Source organism: Polaribacter sp. HaHaR_3_91 (genome assembly GCF_019278525.1).
Classification (GTDB): Bacteria; Bacteroidota; Bacteroidia; order Flavobacteriales; family Flavobacteriaceae; genus Polaribacter.
On sequence record NZ_CP058986.1, the window covers coordinates 322,372 to 344,725 of the forward strand.

At 31.5% G+C, this 22,354-nt stretch carries 18 protein-coding genes; 14 read left to right on the forward strand and 4 right to left on the reverse strand.

Annotation, left to right across the window (positions count from 1 at the left end; translation table 11 throughout):
- Positions 1–169: 169 nt before the first annotated feature.
- From H0I27_RS01390 to H0I27_RS01430, 9 genes are all read left to right on the forward strand, one after another.
- The gene (locus H0I27_RS01390; protein ID WP_218732163.1) at positions 170–352 is read left to right on the forward strand and encodes a hypothetical protein; all 183 of its coding nucleotides are present in this window, start codon (positions 170–172) and stop codon (positions 350–352) included.
- A 126-nt stretch (positions 353–478) separates the two neighbouring features.
- Positions 479–2,815, forward strand: a complete 2,337-nt coding sequence (locus H0I27_RS01395; RefSeq protein WP_218732164.1) for a glycoside hydrolase N-terminal domain-containing protein — start codon at positions 479–481, stop codon at positions 2,813–2,815.
- A gap of 193 nt (positions 2,816–3,008) precedes the next feature.
- Positions 3,009–4,643 (forward strand): hypothetical protein, encoded by a 1,635-nt coding sequence (locus H0I27_RS01400; RefSeq protein ID WP_218732165.1) that lies wholly within the window; start codon positions 3,009–3,011, stop codon positions 4,641–4,643.
- Between the two features lie 38 nt (positions 4,644–4,681).
- On the forward strand, positions 4,682–6,337 hold the full coding sequence (locus tag H0I27_RS01405; protein WP_218732166.1) for a hypothetical protein: 1,656 nt from the start codon (positions 4,682–4,684) through the stop codon (positions 6,335–6,337).
- Positions 6,338–6,392: 55 nt separating this feature from the next.
- Positions 6,393–7,490, forward strand: a complete 1,098-nt coding sequence (locus tag H0I27_RS01410) for a glycoside hydrolase family protein (RefSeq protein ID WP_218732167.1) — start codon at positions 6,393–6,395, stop codon at positions 7,488–7,490.
- 11 nt (positions 7,491–7,501) lie between these two features.
- Complete coding sequence (locus H0I27_RS01415; RefSeq protein WP_218732168.1) at positions 7,502–7,789, forward strand: hypothetical protein; 288 nt, start codon at positions 7,502–7,504, stop codon at positions 7,787–7,789.
- A gap of 28 nt (positions 7,790–7,817) precedes the next feature.
- Positions 7,818–8,252, forward strand: a complete 435-nt coding sequence (locus H0I27_RS01420) for a Sip1-related alpha-galactosidase (RefSeq protein WP_218732169.1) — start codon at positions 7,818–7,820, stop codon at positions 8,250–8,252.
- Positions 8,253–8,332: 80 nt separating this feature from the next.
- Positions 8,333–8,704, forward strand: a complete 372-nt coding sequence (locus H0I27_RS01425) for a hypothetical protein (RefSeq protein WP_218732170.1) — start codon at positions 8,333–8,335, stop codon at positions 8,702–8,704.
- Between the two features lie 139 nt (positions 8,705–8,843).
- Positions 8,844–9,143, forward strand: a complete 300-nt coding sequence (locus H0I27_RS01430; protein ID WP_218732171.1) for a T9SS type A sorting domain-containing protein — start codon at positions 8,844–8,846, stop codon at positions 9,141–9,143.
- 345 nt (positions 9,144–9,488) lie between these two features.
- Here the strand turns inward: H0I27_RS01430 and H0I27_RS01435 are convergent, their stop codons facing one another.
- Positions 9,489–10,670 carry a leucine-rich repeat protein gene (locus tag H0I27_RS01435; protein ID WP_218732172.1) on the reverse strand — a complete coding sequence of 394 codons (1,182 nt, stop codon included), beginning with the start codon at positions 10,668–10,670 and terminating at the stop codon, positions 9,489–9,491.
- A gap of 402 nt (positions 10,671–11,072) precedes the next feature.
- Between H0I27_RS01435 and H0I27_RS01440 the strand changes: the two genes are divergently transcribed.
- The 5 genes from H0I27_RS01440 to H0I27_RS01460 all read left to right on the forward strand — a co-directional run bounded on the left by H0I27_RS01440 (position 11,073) and on the right by H0I27_RS01460 (position 17,896).
- On the forward strand, positions 11,073–11,240 hold the full coding sequence (locus tag H0I27_RS01440; protein WP_218732173.1) for a hypothetical protein: 168 nt from the start codon (positions 11,073–11,075) through the stop codon (positions 11,238–11,240).
- Between the two features lie 544 nt (positions 11,241–11,784).
- Positions 11,785–13,200: a sulfatase-like hydrolase/transferase gene (locus tag H0I27_RS01445; RefSeq protein ID WP_218732174.1), complete on the forward strand. Its 1,416-nt coding sequence runs from the start codon at positions 11,785–11,787 to the stop codon at positions 13,198–13,200.
- A 1-nt stretch (position 13,201) separates the two neighbouring features.
- Positions 13,202–14,632: a sulfatase gene (locus H0I27_RS01450; RefSeq protein WP_218732175.1), complete on the forward strand. Its 1,431-nt coding sequence runs from the start codon at positions 13,202–13,204 to the stop codon at positions 14,630–14,632.
- 8 nt (positions 14,633–14,640) lie between these two features.
- On the forward strand, positions 14,641–16,146 hold the full coding sequence (locus H0I27_RS01455) for a glycoside hydrolase (RefSeq protein WP_254713119.1): 1,506 nt from the start codon (positions 14,641–14,643) through the stop codon (positions 16,144–16,146).
- 265 nt (positions 16,147–16,411) lie between these two features.
- The gene (locus tag H0I27_RS01460; RefSeq protein WP_254713120.1) at positions 16,412–17,896 is read left to right on the forward strand and encodes an arylsulfatase; all 1,485 of its coding nucleotides are present in this window, start codon (positions 16,412–16,414) and stop codon (positions 17,894–17,896) included.
- 377 nt (positions 17,897–18,273) lie between these two features.
- Here H0I27_RS01460 and H0I27_RS01465 read toward each other — a convergent pair whose 3' ends face one another.
- The 3 genes from H0I27_RS01465 to rhaD form a co-directional block, all read right to left on the reverse strand.
- Positions 18,274–19,584, reverse strand: coding sequence for an FGGY family carbohydrate kinase (locus H0I27_RS01465; RefSeq protein WP_218732178.1), 1,311 nt, complete (start codon positions 19,582–19,584; stop codon positions 18,274–18,276).
- Between the two features lie 151 nt (positions 19,585–19,735).
- Positions 19,736–21,523, reverse strand: a complete 1,788-nt coding sequence (locus H0I27_RS01470; RefSeq protein WP_218732179.1) for an L-fucose isomerase — start codon at positions 21,521–21,523, stop codon at positions 19,736–19,738.
- A gap of 21 nt (positions 21,524–21,544) precedes the next feature.
- Positions 21,545–22,339: a rhamnulose-1-phosphate aldolase gene (rhaD, locus tag H0I27_RS01475; protein ID WP_218732180.1), complete on the reverse strand. Its 795-nt coding sequence runs from the start codon at positions 22,337–22,339 to the stop codon at positions 21,545–21,547.
- Between the last annotated feature and the right edge of the window lie 15 nt (positions 22,340–22,354).

Below are 22,354 nucleotides of genomic sequence, written 5' to 3' on the forward strand. Positions count from 1 at the left end.
GACATAACTACTTTTGTCTATTTTTGAGTAAAAATCATCACGTGGTAAAAAAATATTCATTTGTAGGAATTTTATTCTTAGTGTTTACGTCAATTACTTTACAAGCACAACAAAAAAAGCAACCTAATATTCTTTTTATTTTTGCAGATGACCTAATTTAGATCGTCTTATGGATAGTGGTGTTTCTTTTTCTAGAACCTATAATCAGGGGTCTTATAGTCAGGCAGTATGTATTGCAAGTAAAACAATACTGGTTACTGGTGGAAATCTTTGGAAAGCGGCTTCTTATTCTAAAAAAGGAAATACTATTGAAAAACCAGAAAAAATAAGAAGGCATTTCAGAATTTTATGAATGATGTACCAAAACCATTAGTAAACTTAGATGGTTCAAAGAATAGCAAATATTAAATAAATATCAGATCACAAATTAATCAAATAATAAAACTAAAAATAAACCTCAACTAAATAAAGAAACATGATGAAAATGCCCTGGATAAACATCCACAATAAATTCATAAAAAAGTTCGCTTACGTAACCTTAATAGCGTTTACTTTTTTTAGCTGTACTCAAAAAGAAGAAATAAAAGAAGCGTCTCCTCTAAATATTTGGTTTAATCAACCAACTAATAAATGGAATGAAGGGCTTCCTATTGGAAATGGAAACTTAGGAGCCATGATTTATGGTACACCTAAAAAAGAAATCATTTGTTTGAATGAAGAAACTATTTGGACAGGAGGAAAAGATTACAATAGAGATAAAAAAGATGCTGGTAAACATATTGCTGCCATACAAAAACTGCTGTTTGATGAGAAATATATGGAAGCAGAGGCAATGGTGCAAGATAAAATTCTAGCAGATCGTTTACCTACTGGTTCAGATACTTACCAAATGTTAGGGAATTTATTTATAGAGACTCCAAATTTAGACTCTATTAGCAATTATAAGCGAGCATTAGACATTAATAAATCGGTGGTTACTACCAATTTTAAAAGCAATGATGTTCAGTATACTAGAACCTATTTTTCTAGTTTCCCTGATAAAGCAATGGTCTATAAATTTACTGCAGATCAAAAAGGAAAAATAAATATCTCTTCTTGGGTAAAACGTAATGAACAAACTAAAATTTCTGTTTCAGAAAATAGCATTGAGTTTTCAGAACATGTAGGTAATGGTCATGGAGTAAAATTTCATGCCCTAGTTCATTTTGAAACAAAAGGAGGAACATCAACAGTAAAAGATGGAAAATTAGTAATTACCGATGCAGATGAGGTGCAAATTAAAGTGGTTGCTTCTAGTAATTATCGTGGATTAGATTTTGAACAAGAAAATCATAAAGTAATTAATAAAATTGCAAAAACGTCTTATAACGATTTGTTAGATAGACATGTTGCAGATTATCAATCGTTATTTAACAGACTTTCTTTTAAATTATCAGATAGTAAAGGAGATGATTCTCCTACAGATGTACGTTTGCAAAAAGTAAAAAAAGGAGTTACAGATAATTATTTAACGCAATTGCAATATCAATTTGGGCGTTATTTATTAATTAGTAGTTCTAGACCAGGTACTTTACCTGCAAATTTACAGGGTATTTGGGCAACCGGATTTACACCACCTTGGAACTCTGATTATCACATTAACATCAATGTTCAAATGAATTATTGGATGGCAGAAATGACAAACCTTGCAGAATGTCATGAACCATTTTTAGAATATATTGATGGTTTACGCGAAATGGGACGTATTACTGCTAAAAAAACATATAATTCTAGAGGTTTTGTAGCGCATCATACTAGTAATATTTGGCACGCAACTGCTGCTAATGGAAAGGCTAGATATGGTATGTGGCCAATGGGTGCAGGTTGGAGTGCGCAACATTTATTTACACATTATGAATATACAGAGGATAAAGAATATTTGAAGAATAAGGCATATCCAATTATGAAGGAAGCTGCTTTGTTTTTTGTTGATTTTATGGTGAAAGATCCTAGAACAGGACTTTTCGTTACGGGTCCATCTGTTTCTCCAGAAAACAACTTTTTAACCAAAGATGGTAAAAAAGCTACTTTGAATATGGGACCAACTATGGATCGTGAAATTGTTTTTGAATTGTTTAGAAACTGTATTGCTGCTGCAGAAATTTTAAATATTGATCAAGATTTCAGTGCTATTTTAAAACAGAAAATAAAGCAAATGCCTCCGCTTGAAATTGGTAAAGATGGTAGATTGTTAGAATGGGTTGGAGAGCTTAAAGAGGCTGAACCTGGGCATCGACATATTTCCCATTTATATGCTTTGCATCCATCAAATCAAATTTCAAAATCTAAAACACCAGAATTATTTGAAGCTGCTAAAAAAACAATTGAGGGAAGGTTGTCTAAAGGTGGTGGACATACAGGTTGGAGTAGAGCTTGGATTATTAATTTTTATGCACGTTTGTTAGAAGGAAACAAAGCTTATGAAAATATTATAGCGTTGCAAAGAAAGTCTACTTTACCAAACCTTTTAGATGTACACCCTCCTTTTCAGATTGATGGAAATTTTGGAGTTGTTTCTGGTATTACAGAAATGTTGATGCAAAGTCATAACGGAGAAGTTCATGTATTGCCAGCGTTACCTGAAGCTTGGGCATCTGGAAGTATAAAAGGAATTGTAGCTAAAAAAGGTTTTGAGATTGATATGACTTGGGAGTTAGGAAAATTGAAAACGTTAGTAGTTACTTCTAAATTAGGAAACACTTTAAAACTTCGTTACAATGATGACGTAAAAGAAATAGCAACTAAAAAAGGAGAAGTGCTAACATTTAATTATTAATATATCGGATAGATATATTTTTTTTAGATTAAAAAACGCCTGATTAAGCATTAAAATGTTTCATCAGGTGTTTTATTTTAATGTAACATTAATTGTGACATTTTAACTCCATTGTTGATACAATTCGACCCCATTTTTTGTTAAGATTTTAGATAAATTGCATAAAATAATCATCAACCATTAAAAACTAAACATGAAAAACTTTCCTTTGTTACTTATTTCAATTTTTCTCTTTCTCAGTTGTGGTAAAGAATCAGATATTATTGAAGCTGATAATGTAGAAATTAAATTCACTCAATTTGATGTAACATTATCATCTGGAGAAAAATCTATTGGAGTTATTGATAATGAGAACAAGCATATCTCATTATATGATGTAAAGGACCCTTTAGAAATTGTATCTGTTTCATATATGTTCTCAGAAGACGTTTCAATCATTACTCCAAATCCAAATACAAGGATAGGTAAATGGGAAATTACAGAGAAATTCAGACTTCACTCTAGTGAAAGATTTGAAGATTACACTGTAGAAGTTCCTGACTTTGAAGAACCTGTATATGAAAATCAAGCAACAATATCTCCACTAGAAACTTTTGGGACTACTGTAAGATATCATATGCTAGATCTTAATGGAGATCCTAATAAAGCTAAAGAAGAAAGCACGGCTTTTGAAGCTTTTAGTAATCAAAAAATGAATGGTATCCGATTTCCTCTTTATTGTGGAGATGCTTTTGGAGGACATCCTTCGGAAGGTGTAGTTGTAGAAGATGTTTATGCAAACCCTTTAAAATCTCTTGAAAATGCAAAGGCAGCCTATAGTGGAAGTGAACCTTTTATGATTTTTGTAGGAATTAAAGTTTTGACTTCTAATAAAAATGAGTATTACCCTGACTGGGTGTCAACTGATGAAGATGGAATTATTCCTGATAAATATGCTCAGTTACTTGTTGATTTCATAGCATTTATGGATAAAAAAGGACATACAATAAATGCAATTGCGTTTGATAAAGAGTCTGTTAGAATGAGTGTTGAGGATTTTAAAATATCTGCGGATAGTTTGAGAGCAAAAACAGCACGATTGGGATATGTAGTACCTAAAATTGTAGCTCCAGAGCTTTTAGACCCTCAAGGAGACACTAGTAACGGTTGGATGAATGAACTATATAATAAAGGGTATCAAGACAGGTATGATATTTTTGGAAATCATTATTATCAAAGAGATCACACTGTTGCTGGTTTTGCAAAATTAAAATATGAGTTCGATTTAGCTCAAAGTGACAGAACACGTCCACAGTGGGCCACTGAGCCACACTGGAATAATGATTCAAGTATTTTTAGAACAGAATCTGCATTTGGAGTAATGTTTGATCATACAGATCTAGGATTAGACGCATTTATGTGGTGGGGGTATCCAATAGAGGGTAGTACTACAATAAAATCACCTATTATGAGATCATACTCAGGAGCTATACTTGGTTCCATACCAATTAGAATGCTTGATCATGATGGAGAGGAAACTTTTACGAATGGTAAACTTCATACTAGAGCTTATTTAAGAGATAATGAAGTAAATGTATTTTTAATTAACGTTGTAAATCCAAATATTGCAGGTATAGTACCAGCGTCTTATGAAGATTATGCGGTAGGGATTTTAGATGGTTTTAAAATTGATGGTAGAGTAACAGTGAGACAATGGCAAGATGATTCAGTAGTTGGTTCAGAAGTTGAAGGAGAAGTTACCTTAGTAGAAGCAATTGAAGAAAAACAATTCCTCTTAGACATACCAACAGGTACTTTTACTCAGCTTACGTTTAAAATTAAAGAATAAAAAATCATTTTAAAATAAAACAAAGAATAAAACCAAAAATGAAAAAATTTTATATATTATTTATATCTGTTTTCCTATTTGTAGGTTGCAGTAAAGAGACAGAAAGTGAAGAAATAAACAATGTTGAATTGAATTTTACTCAATTTGATGTAACATTATCGTCCGGAGAAAAATCTATTGGAGTTATAGATAATGATAATAAAAAAATATCAATACCAGATGTAAAAGATCCGTTAGAAATTACGTCTGTTACTTATAAATATTCAGATGATGTTTCAATAATAACTCCAAATCCAGATACAAGAATTGGTCAATGGGGCGTTACAGAAAAATTTAGACTTCACTCAGGTGGAGATTTCGAAGAATACACTGTAGAAATAACAGATTACGAAGAGGCAACATATGTAAATAAAGCAACCATAGCTCCACTTGAAAAATTTGGTAGGGTTACAAAATATCATATGTTAGATCTGAATCATAACGCTGGAACTTTAGGTAATATCAGTAATGCAGAAAGTGCTTTTGGTCAAGGTAAAGGTCAAGCTAAAATGAATGGCCTTAGAGTTCCATTATATTGTGGTGATGCTTATGGAGGACACCCTGCAGAAGGTGAGGTGGTAGAAAGTGTTTACACAACTCTTTTAAAATCTATAGAAAATGCGAAAGCATCTTATTATGGTTCTGAACCTTTTATGATTTTTGTAGGCTTAAAAGTTTTAACATCAGATAAAGCAGAGTATTTTCCAGATTGGGTAACAACAGATGCACCAACTGTGCCTAATCCTGTAAAATATGCACAATTGATTGTTGACTATGTTGAGTTTATGCATGAACATGGACACGAAGTAAACTATGTTGCTTTTGATAAAGAGGCTGCTAGAATGGATGTTACAGATTTTACGATAGCTGTAGATACATTAAGAGCTAGAACGGCAAGACTTGGTTATGTGGTACCACAAATTGTGGCTCCAGAATTTTATAAACCATTAGGTGAATCTGGATCTTTTAACGATTTATACAATATTAATGGACAAGATAGCTATGACGTATTTGGAAATCACTATTATTTGAATCATCATAATGAAACGAATCATCCAGATTTAAAATACGAATATGAACTAGCTCAAAGTGATAAACATCGTGAAGCTTGGGCTACTGAAGCACATTGGGATGCCCTTAGATGTAGTTCTGACTACGAAAAAGATAGAGAAATTTGGACTTCCGAACTAGCTATTGGATGTATGTTTGATTGGACTGATCTTGGATTAGATTTAGTAAGCTGGTGGGATTACCCCTTGTCTGGAGGTAATGCACCATGGAATTATATTACTAGAGCATATACTGAAGCTTTGATTGGTTCACAACCTATAAGAATGTTAGATCATGATGGTGAAGAAGTACTAAGTAGGGAGAAACTTCATAGTAGAGCCTATATAAGAGGTAATGAGGTAAATGTGTTTTTTATCAATACTGTGAGTCCATGTAAAACTTTTATACCACCTTTTTACGAAGAATACCCTGTAGGGATTCTAGATGGTTTTAAAATTGATGGTAATATAACTGTAACACAATGGGATGATGATGATCAACCTGAAGGAAAATCTTTTGTTATAGAACCTGTAGAAGAAAATCAATTTCTTATAGACATAACAACAGGTTCATTTACCCATGTTTCATTTAGGATAACAGAATAAAACAGTACTAATTTACTCTGAATTAAATAATCTAAACTTTTTTAATAAATTAATAATGAAAAAAATAATAGTAAGCACCATTCTGCTTTCAATATTTATTGTTTCTTGTCAATCACAAAAAAATAATAGAAAAGAAGTAATAAAACAAGTAGCTTCTCCAACTGCCATGTCCGATCAATGGAAGTTTGTTGGTGAAGCAATTAACGAACCTGGTTATGACGTTTGGGGAAGCTCTCCTATTAGAGATGAACAAGGAAATGTACACCTTTTTAGTGCTAGATGGTCATCCGACACCCCTTTTAAAACAGCGTGGAGATATCAAAGTGAAATTGCTCATTATGTTGCTAAAAGTCCTGAAGGGCCTTTTAAATTTGTAGAAGTTGTAGCAAAAGGAAAAGGTAATGATACATGGAATGCTACTGGTTTTCACAATCCAAGTATTAAAAAAATAGATAATAAATACGTTTTAGTTTTTATAGCTAATGATGGTGCAAAAAAACATGGACCAAGTCAGCGAATTGGAATGCTAACAAGTAATAGTATTCATGGACCATGGAATGCAGTTCCTAATGAGAACACACCTTTACTTAGCCCTCCTAGCGATACTGCTATTTGGTGTGCAAACAGTGGACTTGGTGTTAACAACCCTAGTTTGATAAAACATCCTAATGGAAAATACCTTTTGTATTTTAAAGCGAAAGCTGGTACTAAAGGCAAAGTGAGTATGGGAGTTGCTATTTCTAGCAAGTTAGAAGGACCGTATGTTATCCAACCAGACCCAATTACTACCAATGAAGTCAGAATAGAAGATGGGAATGCTTTTTTATGGAGAAATAAAATATGCTTAATGACTACAGACAATCATGGAATATTAGAAAAAGGTGGTGGTTTACTTTGGGTATCAGAAGATGGACTTCAATTTAACGCCGAACCTTTATCAGGTTTTCATAATTATCAAGATTTTTATTTGAAAGGCAATTTTCCAAAAGAAGCGAATGTACGTTACGGAGGTAAAAAGGTGAAGTTAGAAAGACCTCAGTTATTAATGGATGCAAATAATGAACCTGAATATCTTTATTGCCCTAGTGGAGTGGCTTTAGATGGTAGTGATGGTACAAATAATTATGTGTTAAAATATCAGAAGAAAAAATAATTAGATTTTTTATGATAATTTTTAGCAATAACTTGAGAATATTTTTGATAGTATTTTCAATATTTCTTTTGAATGCTTGCTATAAACAAAAGAATCAAGAGGAAATAAGCAATGACAAGTTAATAGAAATCCCAAAAGCTTTAGATTTAAATGATCTTTCAGAAAATGGGATTTTTACTATAGAAAAACAATTACTTACGCCCAATAATAGCGGTGTTATTGCTGATATTGTTTTAAAATTACCAGAATATCAAAAAGGGATGTATTATCGCCCGTTTTCTGAAGTAAAAGCCTCATGAAATAGAATGGAGGCTCTTTGGTTTCATAATGTTTCAGAATTTTAATGTTTTTAATCAAACCTATAGTTACGTCATAAGGTCTAGTGTAGATTATAAAATAGATTTAGACCGTATCGATTTAACGATTGTTCAAAACTTTACCAATGCCCTTTGGTTAGGATATGTACATTGGTTAGACCAAGATATGTTTCACACCAGTTTTAAAGAAACAGCGCGTTTAATGGCCGTTTCTAGAGCTATTTCTGGTGCTCCTATTTATTTGTCTGACGAGACTAAAAACATTGATGATACGTATTTAACTCCGTTAATGTATAAAGATGGAGAGATTATTGGTACGCTAGCTCCTGGGGTTCCTTTGCCAGAAAGTTTACAACAAGATCCTTATGTAGGTAAAAAAGCCTTTAAGGTAATTGCTCCGATTAAAAATGAATCAGCAGTTATTATGGTGGTTAATTTAAAATAGAGACACTATGCTAAAATCAGCTATTTCTTTAAAAGATTATCCGAATGCAGGAGGAATGATTCAACCTTTTAAAAGACTTTTTGGAAATACCTAAAGGAGGAATTTTATTATATGATGCATACAATAAAATAGCAAAACCATTGACAGATGATTTTGAGTTTGAACTAAAAACACGTGAAGAAAGATTGTTTCAGTTAAGTCCTATTGTTAATGGATGGTCTGTAATTGGTATTTCTGATAAATATTTATCCGCAGGTACAGTAGAAGTGACATCTATAAATGAAAATGAAATTATCTGTACAATGAAAGAGTCAGGAAGCTTAACTGTATGGAGTAAGAATGGAATTCCTAAAATAAATGATGTGCCTTTTAATTCTTTAGGAAATCATCTCTACACATTTGATTGTTCAACAATAGAAACAAGTAATTATAATTTAAAAATCACAAGATAAATTATCAATACAGAACATAATACTGATGAAGATATCATTATTTCTGTTTAGGTAATAGAATAAAAGTAAAATACAATTAATAACTTATACAAAAGGGGATGATATAAACACCTGTAATACAAAATTTGTTGGTTCTGATATGGATTTTTCTGTTATAATTAATGATGAAAATAGTTTATCTACTAACGGTGAGCTAAAATTATTGAATGAAATCTATACGTATCCCAACCCTAATGAAGAAAATATAAACATATATTTAAATAACTTAGAAAATGTTTCTGTTAAACTAGTAAGTGTTAATGGTCAAACTATTTATACCGAAAATAATATCAGTTCTTTAATTCATACAATTAAGTTAAATGATATTTCATCTCGTATTTATTTTCTCAAAGTAAATTACAAAGGAACAAGAAAACAATATAAAATAATACGAAAATAAGCAAAGTGTTTATCTTACTTATCAAATTATTTTTAAACAAATAATAAGGATCAACTTATAGAAGTTGTTCCTTTTGTTTTTTAGAAACCTATTGTATATAATAATCTGCTTTTGATATCAAAAAACGATAAAGATTCTGTTGGTTTTTAAAATAGACTTCGTAATAGTTTACTTTGTCTGTAATATTTTCATAATCTTAACCTTGATAAGGTATTTATCTTGATTAGATTACCAATTGCATAAGTAATTATATTTTATAATATGGATACAGTTAATGTAAAGGCATAAAAAAAGGAGTAACTTTATATAAAGTTACTCCTTTTAAGTTTTAAATAAAAAAAGTTGTTATTGTTTGATAACTTTAATTGTTTTGAAATCTAAACCTTCATTATTTTTAGCTTTTACAAAATAAATACCTTTATTAAGTTGAGATAAATCTACTCCATCTATAACTTTTTGAGAACTTACTTTAGCGCCTAAAATATTATAAATTTCTGCAGAAAAAACATCATTTGTAGAAAAGTATAATTTATCTACAACAGGATTTGGATATGCATTTAAAGATATTTTAGCTTGAGAATCTAAGCTTAATATTTCATCTGCTTCAACGATATTAAATATATCCCATCCGTTTTCTGCGGCAAAAGCATCCTTGGTACCAAAAGGAACAATCAATGTAGGAGCTGTGTCATATCCGGCTTGAGTAGAAAACATATGACTATCAGGATCCGGTATTGTTTTCTCTGCGTCTAAGAATGCGTCAGTATCAAGAACAAAAGGAGTCTCAAATTCTACAATTAATTCTTCTAAAGCCGGAATGTTTCTGAATGTATTAGCACCTGGAAGTTTCGTTACAGTAGCAGGAAGCGTTAAAGTTTTAAATCCTGTAGCATTAAATGCACCTGGAGCAATTGAATCCATCACAGGCATATTTATATCAGTAAGATTTGAGCAACCCCAGAATGCCAATCCACCAACTACAGTTGCAGCAGGTAAATCTACAGATGTAAGTGCTTTTGCATCTCTAAATGCTTGTATTCCAATATCAACTGTATTACTAAGGTCTATTGTCTCTAATTTAGGACATTTGTTAAATGCTGTTTTACCAACAAATGTTGCATTATGAAGATCTACTGATGTTAATTCAGGACAGTTTACAAAAGAGTTTAAACCAACACCTGAAGTAATATTAGAAAGATCTGCGCTTACAAGGTTAGGACAAGCGTTAAACACTTGCCAATCAATTTCAGTATCACCTTCAACAACTAAAGATGTAATTGCTACATTAGAAAATGATTTATTTTTTATAAAAGTAACGTTATAAGTAGTTCCTGAATTCTCTACAGTAGCTGGTATCGTTAATGCATCTGTAGTAACACTATTTCCTACAATTTGTACCTCGTTTGTAGGGTCAACAGCGGTTACTTCATAATTGATTTCATTTACTGTAAATGCATCACCTACAGTTTGTGCCTTCGTTAATGTTACAGATAACAATGTAACAAATAATAGTAATGTTTTTTTCATGATTTATTTAATTTTAAATTAATAATATTATGATTTAAATTTACAAATAACTATACTATTCTTAGAGTACATAGGTTTCGTTTTTTGGGTAAAAATGTTGCATTTTAACCCAAAACACTAGTATTTTTGCAATACAAAGGTAATAATGCTACATTTTGTAAATAATTATTTAGTCCATAGGTCGTCATATTTCATATAATCCGTGTTTATTAATGCAGGTTTTAAATAAAAGCTGATTCACTTTATATATTATAAACTTCTGCAGAAAAAATATCATTTATCTACATTAAGTTTTGGATAAGAATCTAAATATATTTCATTGATTTTCAAAGGCACTAGAAGCCCCAAGGTGCAATTAAATTAGGTGTAGGAGATTGATTTATTTGATTAGAAAACATATGATTGATATTTACGTCAGTATCAAGAACAAAAGGAGTTTCAATTTCTACAATTAATTCTTCTAAAGTAGGAATGTTTCTAAACGTATTAGAACCTGAAAATTTTCTTAATGACGAAGGAAGTGTTAAAGTTGTAAGTCCTTTAGCATTAAATGCACCTGGGGCAATTTGAATCTATGACAGACATATTTACATTACTAAGATTTGAGCATTTCCAGAATGTCCAACCATCAATAACTGTTGAAGCAGGTAAATCTATAGATGTAAGTGTAACATCATTTAAAAATGCTTGTATACAAACGTTAAATAAGTTATTATTTTTTACATATTGTTGAAATTTAAAAATTTATCAGAGAAACTCCTTATCAAGCTAAGATTAAGATATGTTATAATAAATTAGCTGTATTATTAAAAAAACAGTCTTGTTTTATTAGATTTATAGAAAGTTATTTCTATTGATATTACAGTGTCATTTTTGACGAATCTTGGTTGTGTTTACTTTTAAGATTAAATTATTGAAAGTTATAGCTATATGCATAGCACGGAGTCTCTTTAATAGAATTGTAACATTCTCACTCCCTTGTTGTAACAATATTAGACTGTTTTTTACGCTACTTTAAGTTAGATTAGCTTTAATTAAAAAAGACAACAACTTGAATCTTAAAAAAACCTTTCATCTTGTTTTTACAGAATTTTTAAATTTTATTTTTTTTAAAATGGATACCTTGTTTATACTATTATTGTGCGGATTTTTAGTGTCTTGCAATACAAATAATGCAGTGCAAAAAGAGCAAAAACCAAATGTAATTGTCATTTTAATTGATGATGCTGGTTATGCAGATTTTGGTTTTATGGGAAGTAAAGATCTAGAAACACCTAATATAGACAGGTTAGCAAAAAGTGGTGTTATTTTTACGGATGCACATGTAAGCGCAACAGTTTGTGCACCTAGTAGAGCGGGTTTAATTACTGGAAAATACCAACAACGTTTTGGTTTTGAGGCAAATGATACAGGTGATAAAAACTCTGGTGATATTGGGCTTTCTGATGATGTTGTAACTATTGCAGATGTTTTTAAGAAAAATGGTTACAAAACAATGGCATTGGGTAAATGGCATTTAGGAAAAGAGGAATCTGATTTACCTAACAATCGAGGTTTTGATGAATTTTATGGTTTTGAAACCGGAAGTAGGTCTTATTTTCAATATGAAAATCCGAGTAAAGCAAAAATGTTACAACATAACGGAAAACGTGTAAAATTTGATGGGTATTTAACGGACGTTTTGGGTAATCAATCTGTAAAATACATAAAAGAAAATAAAGACAATCCTTTTTTTATGTACTTAGCTTACAATGCGGTTCATACGCCAATGGAAGCTAAAAAGGAAGATTTAGAGAAATATAAAAACCATCCTAGACAGTATTTAGCAGCCATGACTTGGTCTTTAGATGAGAACGTTGGAAAACTTCAAAATAAATTAGAAGAGTTAGGTATTGCAGATAACACAATTATTTATTTTTTAAGTGATAATGGTGGAGCAGCAAATAATACTTCTTCTGGTGGACCATTAAAGGGATGGAAAGGAAATAAATTTGAAGGCGGACATAGAGTTCCGTTTGTGGTAAGTTGGCCAGCTCAGATAAAAGGAGGTCAAACTTTTAATGGTTTGTCTTCTTCTTTAGATATTTTTACAACTTCTATGGCGGCAGCGAATATTAAAAAGGATACAGATTTAATTTTAGATGGAGCAAACCTTTTGCCATTTTTAAAAGGGGAGAAGAAGGGAGATCCGCATGCTCAATTATTTTGGAGAAAACTAGAAGAAGCCGGAGCAAGAGTAGGAGATTACAAAATGGTTCGTTTGCAAGATTACGGAGCAACTTTATATAATGTTGAAGAGGATTTAGGTGAAATGAAAGACCTTCAAAATACTAATAAAAATCAGTTTAATGAATTAAACACAGCTTTAAAAAACTGGGAATCTCAAATGATGGAACCACTTTGGGGAGAACCTAGAAATTGGATGGATGTTACCTATCATATTCATCAAAGATTAATGGAAAATAAAGAGGTTTTGTATTCAGATCCTGCTAAAATGAAACAAGTTTTAAATAAAGAAAAAAAACAATAAAATGAAGTATTTATATGTATTATTATTATTATTAGGGGGACTATTGTCTTGCAATGCTCAAAATTTGGAGAAACCAGAAAGTAAACCAAACATCATTTATATTAATGTAGATGATTTAGGTTGGATGGATACCGAAACTTATGGAAGTACTTTTTATGAAACACCTAACATTAATAAACTTGCAGAAAGTGGATTGAAATTTACAAATGGGTATGCTTCCGCAGCAAATTGTGCACCTAGTAGAGCGTGTTTAATTAGTGGGCAAAATACGCCTAGACACGGTATTTATACCGTTAGTAATTCTGATAGAGGAAATGAAAAAACTAGAAAAATAATTCCTATTAAAAACACAGAAATTTTAGCAGACAATAATATTACTATTGCAGAAATGCTTAAACAAGAAGGTTATATAACAGGTACTTTTGGTAAATGGCATTTAGGAGACGACCCTAAAACACAAGGTTTTGATGTAAATGTTGGGGGCGCTAAGCATGGTAATCCGGGTAAAGATGGTTTTTTTAGTCCGTATAACATAAAAAATATTGTTGATAATAAAAAAGGAGAAAACCTAACAGATAGATTAACGCAAGAAGCCATTTCATTTATAAAAGAGCATAAAGAAAAGCCGTTTTTTCTGTATTTGCCATATTATGCGGTTCATACACCTTTATCAACAACAAATGCTTTAGAAGAAAAATACAAAGAAAAAGGAGGAAATCCATTTCAAAATAAGGCGGTTTATGCAGGTATGATTGAAACGGTTGATAGAAATATCGGTTTAATTTTAGATGAAATTAAAACTTTAAATTTAAAAAATACCTTAATTGTTTTTACTTCGGATAATGGCGGAATAAGAGCTATTTCTCATCAAGATCCTTTAAGAGCAGGAAAAGGTTCTTATTATGAGGGAGGAATTAGAGTGCCATATATTATTTCTTGGGATGGAGTTGTAAAACCAAATACAGTTTCTAAGACTCCTATTACCAATCTAGATTTTTATCCAACTTTTATGGATATTTTAAATGTAGAAAACCTAAATAAAATAGTAGATGGAACTTCTATTTTACCAATTTTAAAAGGGAAAACAATAAAAGATAGAAGTTTGTTTTTTCACTTTCCTATTTATTTACAAGCATATAATTTTAAAATAGATGATGGTAGAGATCCGTTTTTTAGAACAAGACCCGGTTCTGTAATTATCGATGGTGATTGGAAACTGCACCAATATTTTGAAGACAATGCACTCGAATTATATAATTTAAAGATAGATTTAGGCGAAAGAAACAACCTTGTAGACGTTAATCCTGAGAAAGTAGCAGCGTTATTAAAAAAATTAACTACTTGGAGATCTGAGATTAATGCACCAATTCCTACGGAGTTAAATCCGAAGTATGAGGCTAATTTTGTTCCGAATAAATTTAAGAAAAAATGAGGGCTAAAGTGATAGTTCTATTTTTGTTTTTAAGTGGATTATTGTTTTCTCAAAGTAAAGTAGATCAAGTTAATATAGAGATTCATCCAAATGTAGCATACCAAACCATACATAATTTTGGAGCGTCAGATGCATGGTCTGCTCAATTTGTTGGTAAATGGTCTTTGGATAAAAAAGAAGCAATAGCCGATTTATTATTTAGTACTGAAAAGAATGCTGATGGAACTTTTAAAGGAATTGGTCTTTCTACCTGGCGATTTAATATTGGCGCAGGAAGTGCAGAGCAAGGAGTAGAAAGTAGTATTAAGGACGAATGGAGAAGAGCAGAAGGTTTTTTAAATAATGATGGTTCTTATAATTGGAACAGACAATTCGGCCAGCAATGGTTTTTAAAAGCAGCAAAAGGAAAAGGTGTTTCTTCTTTTATCGGTTTTGTAAATAGTCCGCCTGTACAGTTTACAAAAAATAATAAAGCATTTTCTGCAGACGGATTGTCATCAAACCTAAAAACAAGTAATTATGTAAAATATGCGTTGTTTTTAAAAGATGTGGTTACGCACTTTAAAGATAGTTTAGATCTTCATTTTAATTATATCAGTCCGTTTAATGAACCTCAATGGGATTGGAAAAATGGAAAACAAGAAGGTTCTCCTTGGAATAATGATGAACTTTCAAGTGCAACCAAAACAATAGATTCTGTTTTTAAAAGCTATAATTTAGATACAAAATTAGAAGTATCAGAAGCTGGACAAATAGATTATTTGACTTCAATAAAAAAAGTAAAAGAGCATAGAAGTAACCAGGTTGAAGTCTTTTTTAACTCTATGAGTGATTTGTATCTTGGAAATTTAGAAACGGTTTCGCAAAAATTTGCAGGACATAGTTATTTTACCACTTGGGATATTTCTAAATTAAAAACAAAAAGAGAAGAAATTAAAAAGAAATTAATAAAGTATCCAAATTTAGAGTATTGGATGACAGAATATTGTATTCTAGAGAACAATGAAGAAATTAGAGGGAAAGGGAAAGATTTAGGCATGAAAACAGCTTTGTATGTTGCTAGATTAATACATGCAGATCTTACTATCGCTAATGCAAGTGCATGGCATTGGTGGTTGGCAATGACACCTTATAATTATAAAGACGGACTTATTTATCATGATAAAAATACGGAAGAAGGTACTTTTGAAAGCTCAAAATTATTATGGGGTTTAGGTAATTTTTCGAGATTTATAAGACCTCTGGCAAAACAAATTAAGGTAGATTATAACGGTAAAAATTCTCTTGAAAATTTAGAAAAAGGAGTTTTAGTTTCAGCGTATAAGAATAGAGATAATTCTATCATTATTGTGGCGGTTAATCAAAAAGAAACAGCAGTACAACTAAATTTTAAAAGTACTATAAAGCAAGTTTATGTTACAGATAAAGACTCAGATTTAAAATTAATACAACATAATGCGGATAAAAAAGATATTGTAATCGCAGCTAAATCGATTACTACTTTCGTTTTATAACTTAAAGTATTTAAATAGTTCTTTATCAGTGAATTACGTGTTGTTTTATTTTAGTGTATTGTTTTTAATTTAAGCTTGTTAAGCTTAAAAAATAAAAATCAAAAAAGAAATAAGAGTCATTTTGATACCTTTTTAGAACGATAATTGCTCTTACTATTAAATAAGTATTCATAATTTTACTTTCTTACAATATTAATTAACCAACGTAAATAACATGTATTTAAAAAACCTCATTTTTAAATTTCTATTTTTCTCTGTTTTTGTAATGACAAGTTGCAAATCAGAAAAAACAGCAAAAAAAACCACAGATATAAGTGAAAAACCAAACATTGTGGTTATTTATTTAGACGATTTAGGCTATGGAGATTTAAGTGCTTACGGAGCCACAGAAATCCAAACGCCAAATATAGATGCCTTGGCAAATGGCGGAATTAAATTTACAAATGGGTACGCTTCTTCGGCAACATGCACACCAAGTAGATATGCGTTGTTAACAGGTGTGTATCCTTGGAGAAATAAAAAAGCAAGAATTTTAGCAGGTTCTGCTCCTTTAATTATTGATGTAGCGCAACAAACATTACCAAAAGTCTTAAAGAAACAAGGCTATCAAACTGCAATTGTTGGTAAATGGCATTTAGGTTTAGGGTCTGGGGATGTTAATTGGAACGGAAAAATAACTCCGGGTCCTAATGAAGTAGGTTTCGATTCTTCTTATATTATGGCGGCTACGCAAGACAGAGTACCAACCGTTTATATAGATAACGGACATGTAGTAGGTTTGGATAAAAATGATCCGATTGAAGTAAATTATAAAAAGAATTTTGAAGGAGAGCCTACAGCAAAATCAAATCCGGAAATGACAACCATGAAATGGCATCACGGACATAATAATAGCATTGTAAACGGAATACCTAGAATTGGGTATATGAAAGGTGGTGAGTCTGCAAAATGGACGGATATTGATATGGCAGATCATTTTTTAGGAAAAGCGCAGGAGTATGTAAAAACACATAAAGAGCAACCTTTCTTTTTGTATTACGCGATGCAGCAACCACACGTACCAAGAACTCCGCATCCACGTTTTGTAGGTAAATCTGGAATGGGACCAAGAGGAGATGTAATTTTAGAAGCAGATTGGGTAGTTGGTGAGTTTATAAATACTTTAGAAGAAGAAGGTCTTTTAGAAAATACGTTAATTGTTTTTTCTAGTGATAATGGCCCAGTTTTAAATGATGGGTATTATGATGACGCCATAGAAAAATTAGGAAAACATGACCCAAAAGGAGGTTTAAGAGGTGGTAAATACAGTTTGTTAGAAGCAGGTACGAGAGTGCCTTTTATTACCTATTGGAAAGGAACAATTAAGCCAACTGTTTCAGATGCGATTGTTTGCCAAATGGATTTATTAGCTTCTTTAGCAAACTTAACAGGAACCTCAGAAAATACAACAGATAGTAAAGATATTTTAAATGCTTTTTTAGGTAAATCTAATAAAGGAAGAGATCATTTGTTAATTGAAGCAAATTCTAGAACAGCTTTAAGAAGTGGAGATTGGTTAATGATTCCTCCTTATAAAGGGAATAAGTTTAATAAAAAAGTAAATATTGATGTTGGTATTCGTCCAGAATTTCAATTATATAATTTAAAACAAGATGTTGGTCAAGAACAAAATTTAGCAGCAACAAACCCTGAGGAATTAGCAGAATTAATTAAAGTCTATGAGTCTTTAAGAGGTGAAAAAATAAAATAGATTATACTTTATAAACCATCCCTAAGGTAAGCCTTAGGGATGGTTTTTTATTTACAATTAGTTTTTAAACATGAAAAAGTATACCAGTTTATCTTTTCTACTTTAGGAGAAATCTCATAGCAGTCATAGCAAAAAATAGAGCGTCTTTATGTGATTTCTCTCTGCGTTCGAAATGACAAAAATGTGTGTTTTCATTCTAGTATTAATGCTGAAATAAATTCAGCATGATAGATATATTGTCTATGTCGCTATGTGATAAAAAAACACCTAACAATCAATTGTTAGGTGTTCTTTCCTTATAAGTAGGTTTGGCTACTTGAAAATCGATTAGGTTAATATCGACTTGTTTGTCATAATTAAAGTATTACAAACTTTGTTTATAAGTATGATTTCATCATTAATGCAGCACCTAAGGCACTTTCATTTTTGCATTCAGAAATTTTAATTACAATGCCTTTCTTTAACAAGGTTAAATATTTGATGAATATCCTGTTTTTATTAAATCCGCCAGAGATATAAATGTTTTTAATGGTTTTGTCTTTATCTGTTATTAAATTAATACCTGCAATTACTTTTTTAGCAATTTCGAATGTTAATTGATAATACGCTGTTTGATAAGAACCAAAATGTTTTAATAAATCTTCATTAGCATCAAAATTAGTATCAATACCATCTGCTAGAAAAATTTGTGCATTTTCAGCAATTAACTCTTGACATAATTTTTCTTCTAAAGGAAGGTTTAAATGTTTGTCTACATGGACATTAAAGTATTCGCTTAATGGATCTAAGTACACTTCATGTATGCGTCCTAAAAACTGCATAGAAGATTTTACTTGTTGTTTTTTAGGAGTCATAAAACATAAACAATTATTGGTTAATTGATGTTGTGTTAAGGTTTCACTACTAAAAGGATTCATAGCAATAATCCAAGTTCCTGTAGAAAGCAATACAAAATCGTTGCCTTTTTCTTTTTCTAAAATAGGAATTATAGAAGAAGAACTGTCATGTAAACCAGAACCAACAGCTACTTGCTGTCCGTTAATTTCTGTAGAGATTGCTTTTTCTCCGTTTACAGGTTCGGGTAAGTTAATATTTGCAGCCTTTAACCAAGGATGATATTCCATTTTATCGAAATTCCAAGTAGCTGTATGTGCGCCAACAGACGTAAAATCTGCGGTAATTTCTTTTGTAAATAAGTAACTTAAATACTGTGGATAATGTAAAATAGATGCTACATTTTTCCATACTTCTGGTTTGTCTTTTTGCATCCATTGCATTTGCAAACCAGTGTTTAACATTCCGTAAGCTGGTGAAGCAGTTGTTCTAGAAAACTCTTCTACACCACCATTAGATTTATAAAAATCATTATAATTTTTTATGTCTAAGGGTTTTAGGTAGTTGTATAAAGGGGCAATTCTGTTCCCTTGCTTATCTAAATATACAAGAGAGGCTCCGTGGGTAGAAAAATTAATCGCTTTTAAAAGAAATTTAGGATTATTTTGAACTTGTTTTATTTGTTCTAAAATCCAATTTTCAATAGACTCTAGGTCATCACAAGGAAAACCATCATCATCTAATACTTCTTTGAACTTGGTAGAATTCTGAAAACAAACGTCAAATTTTTCATCAAATAAAAATATTTTTTTATTCGTTTTTCCAATATCTATAACTGCGATTACGTTTTTCATTTTATTGAAGCTTAAAAAGGATAAAGTTTGCTTATAACAATTGTATAGGCTTTAAAAGAAGCTACTTTATCAGTATAAAAAAAAGAATTGGCATCTTAACAAATAATTCAAAAAAAAATTAAGAGCCAATTCTTGTTAAAAAAGTGTTTTATTATTCTTTGAAACCATATAAAGGTCCGTAATTATCACATGCTCTATAATCTGCACCTTCTAAGTTTTCACCGAAAGCAGACCATGCGCTAGGTCTAAATACATCATCTTCAGAAACATTGTGCATGTTTACAGGGATACGTAACATAGACGCTAATGAAATTAAATCTGCACCAATATGTCCGTGAGAAATTGCACCATGGTTTGCTCCCCATTTTGCCATCACTGTATATACATCTTTAAAGAATCCTGTACCAGTTGTTCTAGGCACAAACCAAGTTGTTGGCCAAGTAGGATCTGTTCTGTCGTTTAAAACATTATGTACATCTTCTGGTAACTCAACACTCCAACCTTCTACAATTTGTAAAACAGGACCAATTCCTTTAATTAAGTTAATTCTACACATCGTTAAAGGCATTTCTGCTTTCGTTAAGAAATTAGAAGAGAATCCTCCTCCTCTAAAATATTCTACGGTAGCAGGTGGCCATTTTGTATTATCTAAACATCTCTGAACATCATCTTTAGTAATGTCCCAGAATGCTTTCATTGTTGCATTTCCATCAGCATCTTGTTGTTGTGCTGTTGCATCTAAAGTTGTAGAACCAGAATTAATTAAGTGAATAATTCCGTTTTCTGCCAATCCTGTTAATTTTTTACCAGTAACTCTTTCTACAGATTCTGGACTCCAATATGTTCTTACATCAGAGAATAACTGTGCTTTATTAGTCAATAAGTGACCAAATAACATAGAAATTGCATTTAAACAATCGTTTTCTGTTGCAAATGTATATGCTTGACGAATTCCGTTCCAGTCGAAAGAAGAGTTTAAAATAGACTCTGTAAAATCTGCATTTGGTTGGTAATCTGTCCACTGACGTTGTCCTTGGAAACCACCCATAATAGCGTTTCTTCCTTTAGACTCTTCACCAAATCCCATCTCTTTTAATTTAGGATTTCCGTTCATTAAATCTTTACAGATTAAAGTCATTTTCACAACTTTTTCCCACTCAGCATCTTTTTGCTCACGCGTTTTTTGTGCTTCAGGATTGTTTCTATCTTCTCCTTCTTTACAGTTTTCTTTTGTCCAAGCTAATGCTTTTGCATATTCTTCTTGATCAAAAATACCTTCATCTATACGTCTTAATAACTCAACAGATTCTACAAATTCTGCTCTTACGCCTAAATAGTCTTGTAAAAAGTTTACATCAACCATAGAACCAGCAATACCCATAGAACTATATCCAATAGATAAATAAGATTTTCCTTTCATTTGAGCAACGGCTAAAGCACCTTTTGCAAAACGAATAATTTTTTCTGAAACATCTTGAGGAATGGTCTGATCTCCACCATCCTGAACTTCTTTACCATAAATACCAAATGCTGGTAATCCTTTTTGAGAATATCCTGCTAAGGCAGCAGCTAAATATACCGCTCCTGGTCTTTCTGTTCCGTTAAATCCCCAAACTGCTTTAGGTAATAATGGGTCTGTATCCATTACTTCTGTACCATAACACCAACATGGTGTTACTGTTAAAGAAACTTCTACACCTTCTCTTTTAAATTTATCTGCACAAGCAGCAGCATCTGCAACACCACCAATAGTAGTATCTGCAATAACACATTCTACTTTTTCTCCACTAGGGAAACGTAATGTTTCTTCAATTAATTTTGCAGCCGCTTTGGCCATATCCATCGTCTGAACCTCTAAAGATTCTCTTACTCCTAATTCTCGTCCGTCTATAACAGGGCGAATTCCTATTTTTGGTAATCTACCTATAAGTCTACTCATTATATATAAATTTTTTAAGTCCTATGTAAATTGTTCTAATTCTGTTAATTGCTCGTTAGACAAACCTGCTGGTTTAAAACCTGCTGCCCAACACATCATTAACATTTTTGCTCCTTTGTTAGCTACATCTAAAAAGTCCCAAGCTTTCATTACATCTGGTGCTGTAGAAGTTGCTCCGTGTTTTTCCCAAAGAGATACGTTTCTTGTTTTAAAAGCTTCCATAGTTACTTCTGCCAAAGCAGCTGTACTAGATAAAGCATAAGGAGTACAGTGAATTCCTTTAGGTACAAATACTTTTACCTCAGGACACATCATCCAGATTTGTCTATTTAATTCTTCTTCATTATCAAATAATTCATGATGACTCATACAGATTAACTCAAGTGGATGTGTATGCACAACCGCTAAGTTTTCTGGGTGATGAATAGAATTAAATAAATGGATACTTGCATGAGAAATTAACTCACAAGTTGGTCCAAAATTAGGTCTTTTTCCACCCCAAATAATAGAATAAGCTGTTGCAGTTTCGTTAATGTAAAGAATACAAGAAACTTCTTCTAACATGTCTACTAAATCTCTTAAATAACAACCAGTACCAGTAATATAAAGTACAAAACCAGCTGATTCTTTAGGGAAATCGAAAGGAACTTCTGTACCAATTCCTTCCACTTCTTCTTTTTTAAAGAATGAAGTTAAGTTCATTGATATGTTTCCTGCATTTCTTTCTGCCCATTCACGTTGCCATAAATAACCGGCAACGGTTGATACTTTTTTTAATTCTATCTCTACTTCTGATGGAAGGCTTAATGTTTTCATAATATTTAGTAAATT

Bases quoted from the DNA above. Each gene is read 5' to 3' on its own strand.
- H0I27_RS01400 (WP_218732165.1), top strand. From the start codon at position 3,009: ATGAAAAACTTTCCTTTGTTACTTATTTCAATTTTTCTCTTTCTCAGT.
- H0I27_RS01390 (WP_218732163.1), top strand. From the start codon at position 170: ATGGATAGTGGTGTTTCTTTTTCTAGAACCTATAATCAGGGGTCTTAT.
- H0I27_RS01460 (WP_254713120.1), top strand. From the start codon at position 16,412: ATGACAAGTTGCAAATCAGAAAAAACAGCAAAAAAAACCACAGATATA.
- H0I27_RS01415 (WP_218732168.1), top strand. From the start codon at position 7,502: ATGATAATTTTTAGCAATAACTTGAGAATATTTTTGATAGTATTTTCA.
- H0I27_RS01445 (WP_218732174.1), top strand. From the start codon at position 11,785: ATGGATACCTTGTTTATACTATTATTGTGCGGATTTTTAGTGTCTTGC.
- H0I27_RS01395 (WP_218732164.1), top strand. From the start codon at position 479: ATGAAAATGCCCTGGATAAACATCCACAATAAATTCATAAAAAAGTTC.
- H0I27_RS01410 (WP_218732167.1), top strand. From the start codon at position 6,393: ATGAAAAAAATAATAGTAAGCACCATTCTGCTTTCAATATTTATTGTT.
- H0I27_RS01420 (WP_218732169.1), top strand. From the start codon at position 7,818: ATGTTTCAGAATTTTAATGTTTTTAATCAAACCTATAGTTACGTCATA.
- H0I27_RS01430 (WP_218732171.1), top strand. From the start codon at position 8,844: ATGGATTTTTCTGTTATAATTAATGATGAAAATAGTTTATCTACTAAC.
- H0I27_RS01470 (WP_218732179.1), bottom strand. From the start codon at position 21,523: ATGAGTAGACTTATAGGTAGATTACCAAAAATAGGAATTCGCCCTGTT.
- rhaD (WP_218732180.1), bottom strand. From the start codon at position 22,339: ATGAAAACATTAAGCCTTCCATCAGAAGTAGAGATAGAATTAAAAAAA.
- H0I27_RS01435 (WP_218732172.1), bottom strand. From the start codon at position 10,670: ATGAAAAAAACATTACTATTATTTGTTACATTGTTATCTGTAACATTA.
- H0I27_RS01450 (WP_218732175.1), top strand. From the start codon at position 13,202: ATGAAGTATTTATATGTATTATTATTATTATTAGGGGGACTATTGTCT.
- H0I27_RS01465 (WP_218732178.1), bottom strand. From the start codon at position 19,584: ATGAAAAACGTAATCGCAGTTATAGATATTGGAAAAACGAATAAAAAA.
- H0I27_RS01405 (WP_218732166.1), top strand. From the start codon at position 4,682: ATGAAAAAATTTTATATATTATTTATATCTGTTTTCCTATTTGTAGGT.